Origin of the sequence: Streptomyces marokkonensis (assembly GCF_039539045.1) — a bacterium.
GTDB classification, from domain to species: Bacteria; Actinomycetota; Actinomycetes; order Streptomycetales; family Streptomycetaceae; genus Streptomyces; species Streptomyces marokkonensis.
This window is the reverse complement of sequence record NZ_BAABCQ010000093.1, coordinates 16745-30401: the sequence shown is the minus strand read 5'-3', so window position 1 is coordinate 30401 and position 13657 is coordinate 16745. Positions and strand designations below refer to the sequence as shown.

Annotated in this window: 13 protein-coding genes; 1 reads left to right on the top strand and 12 read right to left on the bottom strand. The window is 71.1% G+C overall.

The window, feature by feature from the left end; all coding sequences use genetic code 11:
* Positions 1 to 478: transcriptional regulator BldD (gene bldD, locus ABEA26_RS22235; RefSeq protein WP_345594774.1), on the top strand; the 478-nt coding region annotated here is incomplete at its 5' end.
* A 210-nt stretch (positions 479 to 688) separates the two neighbouring features.
* Here the strand turns inward: bldD and nusB are convergent.
* From nusB to ABEA26_RS22175, 12 genes are all read right to left on the bottom strand, one after another.
* On the bottom strand, positions 689 to 1123 hold the full coding sequence (gene nusB, locus ABEA26_RS22230; RefSeq protein WP_345594773.1) for a transcription antitermination factor NusB: 435 nt from the start codon (positions 1121 to 1123) through the stop codon (positions 689 to 691).
* Between the two features lie 2 nt (positions 1124 to 1125).
* Positions 1126 to 1692 carry an elongation factor P gene (gene efp, locus ABEA26_RS22225; protein ID WP_345594771.1) on the bottom strand — a complete coding sequence of 189 codons (567 nt, stop codon included), beginning with the start codon at positions 1690 to 1692 and terminating at the stop codon, positions 1126 to 1128.
* A gap of 68 nt (positions 1693 to 1760) precedes the next feature.
* Positions 1761 to 2870, bottom strand: a complete 1110-nt coding sequence (locus tag ABEA26_RS22220; protein WP_345594769.1) for an aminopeptidase P family protein — start codon at positions 2868 to 2870, stop codon at positions 1761 to 1763.
* 201 nt (positions 2871 to 3071) lie between these two features.
* Positions 3072 to 3965, bottom strand: a complete 894-nt coding sequence (locus ABEA26_RS22215) for a Pro-rich N-terminal domain-containing protein (RefSeq protein ID WP_345594767.1) — start codon at positions 3963 to 3965, stop codon at positions 3072 to 3074.
* A gap of 198 nt (positions 3966 to 4163) precedes the next feature.
* Entirely contained in the window at positions 4164 to 5252 is a 1089-nt protein-coding gene (gene aroB / locus ABEA26_RS22210; protein ID WP_345594765.1) for a 3-dehydroquinate synthase, read from the bottom strand.
* Positions 5252 to 5809 (bottom strand): shikimate kinase, encoded by a 558-nt coding sequence (locus ABEA26_RS22205; protein WP_345594763.1) that lies wholly within the window; start codon positions 5807 to 5809, stop codon positions 5252 to 5254. The genes aroB and ABEA26_RS22205 overlap by 1 nt, the downstream gene beginning before the upstream one ends.
* Positions 5806 to 6990, bottom strand: coding sequence for a chorismate synthase (aroC, locus tag ABEA26_RS22200; protein ID WP_345594761.1), 1185 nt, complete (start codon positions 6988 to 6990; stop codon positions 5806 to 5808). The genes ABEA26_RS22205 and aroC overlap by 4 nt, the downstream gene beginning before the upstream one ends.
* Before the next feature lie 209 nt (positions 6991 to 7199).
* A complete protein-coding gene (locus ABEA26_RS22195; protein WP_345594760.1) occupies positions 7200 to 8027 on the bottom strand; it encodes a shikimate dehydrogenase in 828 nt (275 codons plus the stop codon).
* On the bottom strand, positions 8027 to 9928 hold the full coding sequence (gene mltG, locus ABEA26_RS22190) for an endolytic transglycosylase MltG (protein ID WP_345594758.1): 1902 nt from the start codon (positions 9926 to 9928) through the stop codon (positions 8027 to 8029). Before mltG ends, ABEA26_RS22195 begins: the two co-directional genes overlap by 1 nt.
* A gap of 128 nt (positions 9929 to 10056) precedes the next feature.
* Positions 10057 to 10521, bottom strand: a complete 465-nt coding sequence (gene ruvX / locus ABEA26_RS22185; protein WP_345594776.1) for a Holliday junction resolvase RuvX — start codon at positions 10519 to 10521, stop codon at positions 10057 to 10059.
* 83 nt (positions 10522 to 10604) lie between these two features.
* Entirely contained in the window at positions 10605 to 13277 is a 2673-nt protein-coding gene (gene alaS / locus ABEA26_RS22180; RefSeq protein ID WP_345594757.1) for an alanine--tRNA ligase, read from the bottom strand.
* The gene (locus ABEA26_RS22175; protein ID WP_345594756.1) at positions 13277 to 13651 is read right to left on the bottom strand and encodes a hypothetical protein; all 375 of its coding nucleotides are present in this window, start codon (positions 13649 to 13651) and stop codon (positions 13277 to 13279) included. Before ABEA26_RS22175 ends, alaS begins: the two co-directional genes overlap by 1 nt.
* Positions 13652 to 13657 lie beyond the last annotated feature (6 nt).

The window sequence follows — 13657 nt, the reverse complement described above, 5'->3', positions numbered from 1 at the left end:
CGGGGCCAAGCTCCGGGCCATCCGCACCCAGCAGGGCCTTTCCCTCCACGGTGTCGAGGAGAAGTCCCAGGGCCGCTGGAAGGCCGTCGTGGTCGGTTCGTACGAGCGCGGCGACCGTGCCGTGACCGTGCAGCGCCTCGCCGAGCTGGCGGATTTCTACGGCGTTCCCGTGCAGGAGCTGCTGCCCGGCACCACTCCGGGCGGTGCCGCCGAGCCGCCGCCGAAGCTGGTCCTGGACCTGGAGCAGCTGGCCACGGTGCCGGCCGAAAAGGCGGGCCCGCTGCAGCGTTACGCGGCCACCATCCAGTCACAGCGCGGTGACTACAACGGCAAGGTGCTCTCGATCCGCCAGGACGACCTGCGCACGCTCGCCGTCATCTACGACCAGTCGCCCTCGGTCCTCACCGAGCAGCTGATCAGCTGGGGTGTCCTGGACGCGGACGCGCGCCGCGCGGTGGCGTCCCACGAGGACGCCTGAGGGCACACCGCCCCAGCAGAAACGTGCCGCCGGGGGTGGCCGGAACCAAGCGGTTCCGGCCACCCCCGGCGGCCTTTCTCGTGCGCCTCGTACGCCTCGTACGCCTCGTACGCCAGGAGTCACGGAGACCGACGCGTCGGAGGGCCCGCAGCGCGCCTGCTGCGGGCCCTCCGACGTGGTGGCTCTCTCTGCGGGCTCTCCGGGCCGCTCTCAGCTCTCGTCGCGACGCAGCGAGGGCTTGAGCTCCTTCAGCCGGCCGAGCAGGCCGTTGACGAACGCGGGCGACTCGTCCGTGGAGAACTCCTTCGCCAGCTGCACCATCTCGTCCAGGACGACGGCGTCCGGGGTCGCGTCGACCCAGATCAGCTCGTACGCGCCCAGACGCAGGACGTTGCGGTCGACGACCGGCATGCGGTCGAGCGTCCAGCCGACCGAGTACTGGGCGATGAGCTCGTCGATGCGCCGCGCGCGCTCGGCGTAGCCCTCGACCAGCTCCATCGTGTACTCGCTCACCGGCGGCTGCCGGGTGTCGGACCGGGAGTGCCGGACCCAGTCGGCGAGGACCGTCAGGACGTCGGCGCCTCGCTGATCACTCTCGAAGAGAATCTGGAAGGCGCGCTTGCGGGCCGTGTTGCGGGCAGCCACGGTTAGCTGTTCACCCGGCCGAGGTAGTCACTCGAGCGGGTGTCGACCTTGATCTTCTCACCGGTGGTGATGAAGAGCGGGACCTGGATCTGGTAGCCGGTCTCCAGCGTGGCGGGCTTGGTGCCGCCGGTGGAGCGGTCGCCCTGGACGCCGGGCTCGGTCTCCTGGATCGTCAGCTCGACGGCGGCGGGCAGCTCGACGAAGAGCACCTCGCCCTCGTGCTGGGCGACGGTGGCGGTGAAGCCCTCCACCAGGAAGTTGGCGGAGTCGCCGACGGCCTTGCGGTCGACGTGCAGCTGGTCGTAGGTCTCCATGTCCATGAAGACGAAGTAGTCGCCGTCCATGTAGGAGAACTGCATGTCACGCTTGTCGACGGTGGCCGTCTCGACCTTGACGCCGGCGTTGAAGGTCTTGTCGACGGTCTTGCCGGAGAGCACGTTCTTCAGCTTGGTGCGCACGAAGGCCGGGCCCTTGCCGGGCTTGACGTGCTGGAACTCGACGACGGACCAGAGCTGGCCGCCTTCGAGCTTGAGCACCATGCCGTTCTTGAGGTCGTTCGTGGAAGCCACGGTTGCGGAATCTCCTGGAATGGACTGACGTGGACGACCTCGGGGCCGACATGCGCACAGCGCGAAGGCTAGAGCGCGAGCAGCTCCTTGGTCGTGATGGTGAGTAGCTCGGGTCCGCCGTCCGCCTCGGGGCGCACGACGAGCGTGTCATCGATCCGGACACCGCCCCGGCCCGGGAGGTGGACCCCCGGTTCGACGGTGACCGGCACACAAGCGTCCAGTTTACCCATGGCCGCAGGGGCCAACTGCGGGTCCTCGTCGATTTCCAGTCCGACACCGTGACCTGTGAGGGTCGGAAGGTTCTCCGCGTACCCGGCGCAGTCCAGTGCCTGGCGGGCGGCGCGGTCCACATCGCGGCAGGCTGCGCCGGGTGCGAGGGCCTCCCGGCCGGCCCGCTGGGCGGAGAAGACGAGGTCGTACAGCTCGATCTGCCAGTCGGCCGGCGAGGTGCCGATGACGAACGTGCGGCCGATCTCGCAGCGGTAGCCGCGGTAGGTGGCGCCCAGGCAGACGGAGAGGAAGTCGCCCTCCTCCACCCTCCGGTCGGTGGGCCGGTGACCGCGGCGCCCCGAGTTCGGGCCGGTGCCGACGGAGGTGGAGAAGGCGGGGCCGTCGGCTCCGTGGTCGACCAGCCGGCGCTCCAGCTCCAGGGCGAGATGCCGCTCGGTGCGGCCGACCAGGATGGATTCCAGGAGTTCACCGAGGGCCTGGTCGGCGATCTCGGCACCGATGCGCAGGCAGGAGATCTCCTCCTCGTCCTTGACCACCCGGAGTTGCTCGACCGCCTGGCCGAGGTCGGTCAGGCGCAGTCGGGGGGCGACCGAGCGCATGGCGCGGTGCCGGACCACGGTGAGGTGGTGGTCCTCGGTGGCGAGGGACTCGGCGCCCTGGGCCGCGGCGAGGCCGGTGGCCGCGACGGCCGGGTCGCCGCCGGGCCCGGGCAGTGCCCGCACCGGCAGGGAGTCGTCGGGCCGGACGCCGTCCGCCTGGCGGTCGTCCCGAGGACCCGAGCAGACCAGCAGATCCTCGGTCTTGCCCAGCAGCAGCACGGCGCCGTGCGGGGCGGCGCCCGCGAGATAGCGCACGTTGGCGGGCCGGGAGACGAGCGCCGCCGCGCTGCCGCCCGCGTTGCAGCGTTCTCGTAGGCGCGTCCGGCGGGCCGCGTACACCTCTGACATGAGCCGAGCGTAAAAGCATCGCTCCGGGGGCGCCGCTCGGGAGACGCCGAGTGGGCGGTGCGCGTAGGCACGCCGGGCGGGGGGCAGGAGTGGGGCTTGTCGTTGTGTGGCGTCCGACCGCCGGCGGGTGCTGGGCGCGCCCCGCGGCTCAGCCGCGAGTGGACGTCGCCCCCGCGCCCCTGTGTCGGCACGCTGCCCGTGTCACCAGCTCGGTGGGCTCGCAATCGAGCGGGTCAGAACCTCGTTCAGGACCTGGGCCGTTTCCGGTATGCCGAGCTGGGAGTTGTCGATGATGGGGAGGCCGGAGCCGTACCAGCCGGCCATACGGCCGTGGATTCGGGCGACCTCCTCGTCGGTGAGCCGCCGGTTGCCGCTGCGTTCGGCGTTGCGCTCCAGGACGATGTCCAGGCCCGGCAGGAGGACGACCGGGAGCAGCCCGGGGCCGACGTGCCGCTTCCAGCCGCCGAGGCCGACGACCGGGCGGTCCGGGAAGACCGCGTCGTCGAGGATGCAGGAGATGCCGTTGGCGAGGAAGTTGCGCGCGGAGAAGCCGCAGGTGCGGCGGGCCAGACGGTACTGGGCCTCGGAGTGCTCGTTCCACCCGGTCTGAGGGTCGGCGAAGCCGGAGCGGACCCACTCGCGGACGTCGTCGAGGCTGATGTGGGCGGTGGGGACCCCGCGGTGGTCGGCCCAGTACTTGGCGACACTGGTCTTCCCGGCTCCCGCCGGGCCGATGAGCAGCACCGCGAGGGTGGTCGTGGTGGGATCGGGCATGACGGCCGTGGCGGGGGGCACGCTGGGCGCGGCCACGGGGCCGCCGGGCGGCAGCGGTACATGGCCGGTGGTGTCCGGCGGGGGCGGGACGGGGGCCGCCTGGTGCGGGCCCGGGTCCCCGGGCGCCCGGTGCGGGCGCGGGCCCGGAGCCTGCTGGGAGGCCACGGGGTGTGGGGACCGCATGGGGTAGCCCGGCGCCGCGGGCGGCGGTACGGGGGTGGGGCCCTGTTCCGGGTGGTGCGCGGCCGGGGACCAGCCGACGGCCGGTCCGTGCCCCGGCTGATGGGGCGGCGGCAGCGGAGAACCCACTGCGTACTGCATCCGGTGCCACTCCGTCTCGTACAGGCGATGGGCGCTGACGACGGGCCGGTGCCCGCCCGCTGTCCCCCACAGCCTAAAGGCCGTGGGAGGACCCCCCTCCGAACGGTACCGCCCCCGGTCGTCGTTCTGTGAACGGCCGGGGGCGGTCCGAAGTGCCCGTCGCACAGGGCGAATCGGACGGAAAGGCGCGCGGAAGTACTACTCGCCCACCTCGCCGTAGGCGGCGAGGAGGACGGCCGGGTCTGGCCCCTCGAGGACGGTGGGCTTGGCGAGGCCGTCCAGGACGATGAAGCGCAGCAGGTCGCCGCGGGACTTCTTGTCGACCTTCATGTTCTCGACGAGCTTGGGCCACTGGTCGTGGCGGTAGTACAGCGGCAGACCGACCGATTCGAGGATGCTGCGGTGGCGGTCGGCGGTGGCGTCGTCCAGGCGGCCCGCGAGGCGGCCCAGTTCGGCGGCGAAGTGCATGCCGACGGAGACGGCGGCGCCGTGCCGCCACTTGTAGCGCTCGTTCTTCTCGATGGCGTGGCCGAGCGTGTGGCCGTAGTTGAGGATCTCGCGCAGACCGGCTTCCTTCAGGTCGGACGAGACGACCTCGGCCTTGACCCTGACGGAGCGCACGATCAGCTCGGCGGTGTGCGGTCCGGCCGGGGTGCGCGCGGCCTGGGGGTCGGACTCGATCAGGTCCAGGATCACCGGGTCGGCGATGAAGCCGGCCTTGATGACCTCGGCGAGCCCGGAGACGTAGTCGTTGACCGAGAGCGAGTCCAGGGCCGCCAGGTCGCACAGGACGCCGGCGGGCGGGTGGAAGGAGCCGACGAGGTTCTTGCCCTCGGCGGTGTTGATGCCGGTCTTGCCGCCGACGGCCGCGTCCACCATGGCCAGCACGGTGGTGGGGACGGCGATCCAGCGCACGCCGCGCAGCCAGGTCGCGGCCACGAACCCGGCCAGGTCGGTGCTGGCGCCGCCGCCGACGCCGACGATGGCGTCGGTACGGGTGAAGCCGGACTGGCCCAGCGCCTTCCAGCAGTAGGCGGCGACCTCGGCGGTCTTCGCCTCCTCGGCGTTGGGCACCTGGATGGCGATCGCCTCGTAGCCCTGCTCGGCGAGGTCGGCGCGCAGCGCGTCACCGGTCTCGGCGAGGGCCTCCGGGTGGATCACCGCGACCGCCTTGGCCTTCGGGCCGATCAGGGCGCCGAGCTCGCCCAGGAGCTGACGTCCCACCAGGACCTCGTAGGGGTCGGATCCGGCGGTGCCGCCGACCTGGATTCTCGTCACGTCGTTCACTACAGCGTCCTTCGGCCGGGGGTCCGGGGATCGCCCCCGGGAATCACAGTCGACTCCAAGGCGTCCAGGACGGCTCGGGCGACTTCTTCGGGCGTACGGCCGTCGGTGGCCACGACCGCCGTGGCAACCTCCTCGTACAGGTGGCGGCGGGCCTCCATCAGCTCACGCCACTGTCTGCGCGGGTTGACCGCCAGGAGGGGGCGCGCGGCGTTCAGGCCGGTGCGCCGGACGGCCTCCTCGACGTCCATCGAGAGATAGACGACGCGCTGCCCGGCGAGCAGGCCGCGGGTGTCCGCGTCCAGGATCGCGCCGCCGCCGAGGGCGAGGACGCCGTCGTGCTCGGCGAGCGCCCGGCGCACGGCCTGCTTCTCCAGCGCCCGGAACGCCGCCTCACCCTCGTCGACGAAGATGTCGGCGATGGCGCGTCCCTGATCGGTGACGATGTCCTCGTCCGTGTCCCGGTGTCCGACGCCGAGCCGCTCGGCCAGCAGCTGCCCGACGGTGGACTTGCCGACGCCCATCGGGCCGACGAGGACGATCGACGGGGCCGCGGTCATCGGATGGCCAGGTTCTCGAGGTACGAGGTGACGTTGCGGCGGGTCTCGGTGACGCTGTCGCCACCGAACTTCTCCGCCACCGCGTCCGCCAGCACGAGGGCGACCATCGCCTCGGCGACGATGCCGGCCGCCGGCACCGCGCACACGTCGGAGCGCTGGTGGTGGGCCTGCGTGGCCTCGCCGGTGGCGACGTCCACGGTCGCCAGCGCCCGCGGCACGGTCGCGATCGGCTTCATCGCCGCCTTCACGCGCAGCAGCTCGCCGGTGCTCAGACCACCCTCGGTGCCACCGGAGCGGCCCGAGGCACGCCTGATGCCGTCGGGGCCGGCCAGAATCTCGTCGTGCGCCTGGGAACCGGGCACACGGGCCAGGCCGAAGCCGTCTCCGACCTCCACGCCCTTGATGGCCTGGATGCCCATGAGGGCGGCGGCCAGCCGGGCGTCGAGCCGACGGTCCCAGTGCACGTGCGAGCCGAGCCCGACCGGGACGTCGTACGCCAGCACCTCGACCACGCCACCGAGGGTGTCGCCGTCCTTGTGGGCCTGGTCGATCTCCGCGACCATCGCCTGTGAGGCGTCCGCGTCCAGGCAGCGCACCGGGTCGGCGTCCAGCCTCTCCACATCGGCGGGGGTCGGGTACACCCCGTACGGCGCCTTGGCGGCCGCCAGTTCGACGACGTGGCTGACGATCTCGATGCCGGCCGTCTCCTTCAGATACGACCGCGCCACGGCGCCCAGGGCCACCCGGGCGGCCGTCTCCCGCGCGGAGGCGCGCTCCAGGATCGGCCGGGCCTCGTCGAAGCCGTACTTCTGCATGCCAGCGAGGTCGGCGTGGCCGGGGCGGGGGCGGGTCAGCGGGGCGTTGCGGGCCAGACCGGCCAGCACCTCCGGATCCACCGGATCGGCCGCCATGACCTGCTCCCACTTGGGCCACTCGGTGTTGCCGACCATGACCGCGACCGGGGAACCGAGGGTGAGCCCGTGCCGGACGCCGCCGAGGAAGGTGACCTCGTCCCGCTCGAACTTCATCCGCGCACCGCGCCCGTAGCCGAGCCGCCGCCTCGCCAGATGGTCCGCCACCATGTCCGTGGTGATCGGCACGCCGGCGGGCAGGCCCTCCAGCGTCGCGACGAGTGCGGGGCCGTGGGACTCCCCCGCGGTCAGCCAGCGCAACCTGCTCAACGGTGCTCCTCAGTACTCGCGCCCCGGTTATGCCCTGCGTACGCGTCTTCTCCACGTACGGCGACGGCGTGTCCGGGGTGCGCGGGCCCCGGTCCGCCACCTCCGATCCTCCCACGTCCGGGCTCCGGCCCCGGCCGCCGGTCCATCTGGCGGACGGGGGCGCGAACGCCGGCCGACGCCCAGGGCGCGCCCGGGGCGGCTGAGGGACGTCAGCGGTCCGCGAGGGCTCGCTCCCCGGCCGTGCGCATGGCGGCGAGGGGGGCCGGAGCCCGCCCCGTCATCTGCTCCACCTGGAGCACCGCCTGGTGCAGCAGCAGGTCGAGCCCGCTGACGACGGCGCCGCCGTACGCCGACCAGCGGGCGGCGAGTGCGGTCGGCCAGGGGTCGTAGAGCACGTCGAAGAGGGTCGCGGGCATCTCCGGGACGGCGGCGGCGAGTGCGTCCGTGGCACCGGCCGGGGTGGTGGCCACCACCAACGGGGTGTGCAGCGCCTCTTCGGCGTCCGCCCAGTCCGCGACGCGCACTGCGACGTCCAGCCGCTCGGCGAAGCCCCGCATCTCGGCGGCGCGCGCCTCACTCCGTACGTAGACGGCGATCTCGCCGGTGCAGATCCGGGCCAGCGCGGCCAGCGCGGAGGACGCGGTGGCGCCGGCGCCGAGGACGGCCGCGGTCTCCACCTTGTCGATGCCGTGCTCGCGCAGGGCGGCGACCATGCCCGTGATGTCGGTGTTGTCGCCGGTCTTGGTGCCGTCCTCGCCGAGCACCACGGTGTTCACCGCGTCGACGGAGGCCGCCGTCTCACTGATCCCGTCGAGCAGTGGGATGACGGACCGTTTGAGCGGCATGGTCAGCGACAGCCCCGCCCACTCGGGACCCAGCTGTCCGAGGAAGCCGGGCAGCGCCTCCTCGTCGACGTCGAAGCGGTCGTACGTCCAGCCCTCCAGGCCCAGCTCGGCGTAGGCGGTGCGGTGCAGAACCGGGGAGAGGGAGTGGGCGATGGGAGAGCCCAGAACGGCGGCTCGGCGGGGTGCGGACATCACTTGTTCTTCGAGGCTTCCCACTCGTCGACCAACTTCTGGTGGTCCGCGTTGGTCTTGGTGAACTCGCTCGTCTTGCCGTCGCGCGAGATGAAGTAGTACCAACCGTCGTCGGTCGGGTCGAGGGCGCCCTTCAGCGCGTCCTCGCCGGGGTTGCTGATCGGGCCGGGCGGCAGGCCCTTGGTGTAGTAGGTGTTGTACGGGTTGTCGAAGTTGCGCAGCTTGCTGAGGGACAGGTCGATCTTGCTCTGGTTCTTGATGTAGTTGTACGTGGAGTCGAACTCCAGCATCCCGTTGGTCTGCGCGTTGCCGGGCTTGAGGCGGTTGTAGATGACCTCGGCCATCTTGCGGAAGTCCTCGTGGCTGGTGCCCTCGGCCTGGACCAGGCTGGCCACGGTGAGCAGTTGCCACGGTCCTTCGAGGCCCAGGCTCTCGGCCTTCCCCTCGAGGTCGAGTTCCTCGTACTTCGCGGTCGCCCTCGCCACCATCTGCTTCAGCACGTCCTCGGGCTTCTGGCCCTTGGCCGCCGAGTAGCTCGACGGGTAGAGGAAGCCCTCCAGCGGGTCCTTGACGTCCTCGTGGTTCATCGCCCAGTCGGGCAGGCCGAGGTTCTTCCACTCGGCCTTGGCGACCTTGGCGGTGGTTCCCTCGTCCAGTTCGAGGCGCTTGTCGATGTCCTTGTAGATGCCGGCGTTGCGTCGGCCCTCGGAGATGATCAGGTTGCTGCGGCTCTTGGGGTTGAGCAGCATCTCGATGGCGCTCTCGGCCGACATCTCCTTCTGCAGCGTGTACACGCCGTCCTGGATGCTCTTGCCCTGGGGATTGCTCTGCTGGGCGGCGATGAAGGCATCGACGCTCTTCACCACGCCCTTCCGCTTGAGCTCCTGGCCGATGACCGAGCCGCCCGCACCCTTGGGGATCGCGACGGTCACCTGCTCGCCGTTGCCGTCACCCGAGTAGTTCGGGGCCGCGCCGAAGCGATCCTGGTAGAACTGGAAGCCGAAATACCCGACTCCTGCCACGGCGCCGCCCAGCACCAGGCAGACCACGAGGCACGCGGTGCCGCTGCGGCCCTTCTTGGGTCTGCCGCCCCGGCCCTTGCGGTCGCTCCGCTGCGTGTCGCCCTCGCCGCCGCCCTCTTCCTCGTCGGCGTCACCGCCCGCGAAGAAGGCGTGTTCCCCCTCGTCGGGGCCGGGGTCCCAGTCGGTGTCCCGCGGTTCGGGCTCGGCGCGCCGACGGCCCGGCGGTTCCGGGGGCGGGTACGCATCCGGGGTGCCGTAGGCGTCGGGCTGCTCGGAGCCGTAGGCGGCCTGCCGACCGTAGGGATCCGACGGGTCGGCGGGGTACTGCGCGTGGGGATTCGCGCCGGTGCCCCGGCCGTCGTTGTCGTAGCCCTGCTGGGACTGTCCCTGAGCCGCGTACTGCTGGTCGTACTGCTGCTGACCGTACTGGTCGTACTGCTGGTTCTGGCTGTACTGCTGGTTCTGGTCGTACTGCTGGTTCTGGTCGTACTGCGGCTCGGGAGGCTGCTGACCGTACTGGTCGTACTGCGGCTGCCGGCCGTGTTGCGGGTTCTGGTCGTACTGCGGCTCAGGAGGCTGCTGACCGTACTGGTCGTACTGCGGCTGCCGGCCGTGTTGCGGGTTCTGGTCGTACTGCGGCTCAGGAGGCTGCTGACCATACTGGTCGTACTGCGGCTGCCGGCCGTAGGCGGGCTGGCCACCGTTGCCCCAGTCGCCGTACTGCTGCGACTGGGACTGCTCCGGATACTGCTGCGGCTGGCCGCCGTAGGGGGACTGCTGACCCGCGTGGGCCTGCTGTCCACCCCATCCGTCGTCCCCGTACAACGGGTCCTCCGGATGCCACGGTTCGGAGCCTGGGCCCCGGCCATACTCAGTCATCGATCCCCTAGAGCCGCGAGGCGACGGTCCGTACGGCCTGTCATGGAGGGCCGTTTTCCGTTCCGCCTCTTGCTGTGCGGTGGCTGTTCGAATGCCTCCGCATCGCGCGGAACGTTACCGTACCGCGATCAGACGACCACTTCGACGCCCTCACCGGGTGCCCTGCCTGACACCCGTTCGGATTCAAGCGCCTGCTGGAGGATGATCACAGCGGCTGCCTGGTCGATGACGGACCGGCCCTTCTTGGACTTCACTCCCGAGGCGCGCAGTCCCTGACTGGCGGACACCGTCGTCATCCGCTCGTCGACGAGCCTGACCGGCAACGGCGCGATACCGCGGGCCAGTTCCTGTGCGAAGCCCCTGACCTTGACCGCGGCCGGGCCTTCGCCCCCCTTGAGGGAGCGAGGGAGGCCGACGACGACCTCGATCGGTTCGTACTCCTCGACCAGCTGCCGCAGGCGGCGGTGGGCCGCCGGGACGTCGCGTCCGGGGACGGTCTCCACCGGCGTGGCGAGGATTCCGTCGGGGTCGCAGGAGGCGACCCCGATACGGGCGTCCCCGACGTCGATCGCCAGACGGCGGCCTCGGCGCATGACCGGGCCCCGGGGCCCGTCGTCCGCCGGGCTCCCCGTCCGGCCCTCCGTCGGGCCGTCGAGCCGGCCGTTCATCGAGTCGCTCACTTGGCCGTGTCCGCCACGAGCCGCTCGACGGCGTCCACGGCGTCACCGATGGCGGCCGGGTTCTGACCGCCGCCCTGGGCGACGTCCGGCTTGCCGCCACCGCCGCCGCCGAGGGTCTTGGCGGCGGAGCGCACCAGGTCACCGGCCTTGAGACCGCGCTCGCGGGCGGCCTCGTTGGTGGCGATGACGGTGAGGGGCTTGCCGTTCACCGTGGTGAACAGGGCGACGACCGCGGCCCGGCCGCCCTGGATGCGGCCACGCACGTCGAGGACCAACTTGCGCAGGTCGTCGGCGGTGGTGCCGTCCGGGACCTGCCCGGTCACCAGGGCCACGCCGCGCACGTCCTTGGCGGAGTCGGCGAGCGAACCGGCGGCCTGGAGGACCTTCTCGGCGCGGAACTTCTCGATCTCCTTCTCGGCGTCCTTGAGCTTGCCGAGCATGGCGGAGACCTTCTCCGGAAGCTCCTCCGGGCGGCCCTTGATCAGCTCCTGGAGCTGGGCGACGACCGTGTGCTCACGGGCGAGGAAGTTGTAGGCGTCCACGCCGACCAGGGCCTCGATGCGGCGCACGCCGGAGCCGATGGACGACTCGCCGAGCAGCTTGACCAGGCCCAGCTGGGCGGTGTTGTGCACGTGGGTGCCGCCGCACAGCTCCTTGGAGAAGTCGCCGATGGTGACGACACGCACGCGCTCGCCGTACTTCTCGCCGAACTCGGCGATGGCGCCCTGCTTCTTGGCCTCGTCGATTCCCATGACGTCGGCGCGCACGTCGAGGTCGCGGGCGAGCACCTCGTTGATCTTCTGCTCGACGTCGGTCATCACGACCGTCGGCACGGCGGACGGCGAGCCGAAGTCGAAGCGGAAGCGGCCGGGCTGGTTCTCGGAACCGGCCTGGGCGGCCGTCGGGCCGAGGGCGTCACGCAGGGCCTGGTGGGTGAGGTGGGTGGCCGAGTGGGCGCGGGCGATGGCCGTGCGGCGCAGGCCGTCGATGGAGGCCTGGGCCTTGGCACCGACGGTGACCTCGCCGACCTGGACGACGCCCTTGTGGACGTACACGCCCGGCACCGGCTTCTGGCAGTCGCGGATCTCGATGACGGCACCGGTGTCGACCCTGATCCGGCCGGTGTCGCCGATCTGGCCGCCGCCCTCGGCGTAGAACGGGGTGCGGTCGAGGACGATCTCGACCTCGTCGCCCTCGATGGCGGCCGGGGAGGAGGCGCCGTCGACGAGGATGCCGACGATGCGGGACTCGCTCTCGGTGTCGCTGTAGCCGACGAAGTCGGTGGCCCCGGCCTTGTCGGCGATCTCGCGGTAGGCGCCGGTGCCGGCGTGGCCGGTCTTCTTGGCCTGGGCGTCGGCCTTGGCGCGCTCCCGCTGCTCCTTCATCAGGCGCCGGAAGCCGTCCTCGTCCACGGACAGCCCCTGCTCGGCGGCCATCTCCAGGGTGAGGTCGATCGGGAAGCCCCAGGTGTCGTGGAGCAGGAAGGCCTTGTCGCCGGCGAGGACGGTGCCGCCGGTGGCCTTGGTGTCGCTGACGGCGGTGTCGAGGATGTTGGTGCCGGCCTTCAGCGTCTTCAGGAAGGCGTTCTCCTCGGCGACGGCGACCTTCTCGATCCGCTCGCGGTCGGTGATCAGCTCGGGGTACTGCTGCCCCATCATGCCGATCACGACGTCGATCAGGTCCTTGACGACCGGACCGGTGGCGCCGAGCAGGCGCATGTTGCGGATGGCGCGGCGCATGATGCGGCGCAGCACGTAGCCGCGGCCCTCGTTGCCCGGGGTGACGCCGTCGCCGATGAGCATGACGGAGGTGCGCATGTGGTCGGTGACCACGCGCAGCGAGACGTCCGAGGCGTGGGCGTCGCCGTAGGCCACGCCGGTCAGGTCGGTGGCCTTCCTGATGACGGCCATGGAGGTGTCGATCTCGTACATGTTCTGCACGCCCTGCAGAATCATGGCGAGCCGCTCCAGGCCGAGCCCGGTGTCGATGTTCTGGCTCGGCAGGTCCCCGAGGATCTCGAACTCCTCCTTGCCGATGCCCTCGCCCCGCTCGTACTGCATGAAGACGAGGTTCCAGATCTCCACGTACCGCTCGTCGTTGACGGCGGGGCCGCCCTCGGCGCCGAACTCGGGGCCGCGGTCGTAGTTGATCTCGGAGCACGGGCCGCAGGGGCCGGGGACGCCCATGGACCAGTAGTTGTCCTTCTTGCCGAGGCGCTGGATGCGCTCGGAGGGGACACCGACGACGTCGTGCCAGATGCGCTCGGCCTCGTCGTCGTCCTTGTAGACGGTGATCCACAGGCGCTCGGGATCGAGGCCGTAACCGCCCTTGTCCTGGGAGCTGGTGAGCAGCTCCCAGGCGTACTTGATGGCGCCTTCCTTGAAGTAGTCGCCGAAGGAGAAGTTGCCGCACATCTGGAAGAACGTGCCGTGCCGCGTGGTCTTGCCGACCTCTTCGATGTCCGGCGTGCGCACGCACTTCTGCACGCTGGTGGCGCGGTCGAAGGGCGGCTTGACCTCACCCAGGAAGTAGGGCTTGAAGGGCACCATGCCGGCCGGGACCAGCAGCAGAGTCGGGTCGTCCGCGATGAGCGACGCCGAAGGGACGACGGTGTGACCGCGCTCCTCGAAGAAGCTCAACCAGCGGCGACGAATCTCGGCCGACTCCATCAGTGGTCCTCATTCCGGTTGTACGAGTACGTCGTCCTGTCGACGTACGTCGGGTTGCTGCGGTTCTCGATGTTCCCGATGTCGCGGTTCTCGATGGCGGTGTACCGCCGGGGTGCGGGGAGTTCACCGTCGACGGGGGCCTTCAGCCCGAGCGCGTCGTCCAGTTCGGCCTCCCGCTGGGCCATGTTGTCGCGCACGTCGACCGCGAAGCCCACCGCGCGCTCCCTGAGCCGGGTACCCGCGTCGAGCGCCTTGTTGGCCGCGGTCGCGGCGAGGCTCTCGGGGGTCAGCTGCCTGAGCTTCCGGTTGACCTTGGTGGTGGCCCACACACCGGCGGCGACGCCGGTGCCGAACCAGAACGTACGGCGGAACATCGCTGG

Coding starts and splice junctions, on each gene's coding strand:
- ABEA26_RS22220 (WP_345594769.1), bottom strand. CDS start 2,870: ATGTCAGAGGTGTACGCGGCCCGCCGGACGCGCCTACGAGAACGCTGC.
- ABEA26_RS22215 (WP_345594767.1), bottom strand. CDS start 3,965: ATGCAGTACGCAGTGGGTTCTCCGCTGCCGCCGCCCCATCAGCCGGGG.
- ABEA26_RS22205 (WP_345594763.1), bottom strand. CDS start 5,809: ATGACCGCGGCCCCGTCGATCGTCCTCGTCGGCCCGATGGGCGTCGGC.
- ABEA26_RS22195 (WP_345594760.1), bottom strand. CDS start 8,027: ATGTCCGCACCCCGCCGAGCCGCCGTTCTGGGCTCTCCCATCGCCCAC.
- mltG (WP_345594758.1), bottom strand. CDS start 9,928: ATGACTGAGTATGGCCGGGGCCCAGGCTCCGAACCGTGGCATCCGGAG.
- ruvX (WP_345594776.1), bottom strand. CDS start 10,521: ATGCGCCGAGGCCGCCGTCTGGCGATCGACGTCGGGGACGCCCGTATC.
- alaS (WP_345594757.1), bottom strand. CDS start 13,277: ATGGAGTCGGCCGAGATTCGTCGCCGCTGGTTGAGCTTCTTCGAGGAG.
- ABEA26_RS22175 (WP_345594756.1), bottom strand. CDS start 13,651: ATGTTCCGCCGTACGTTCTGGTTCGGCACCGGCGTCGCCGCCGGTGTG.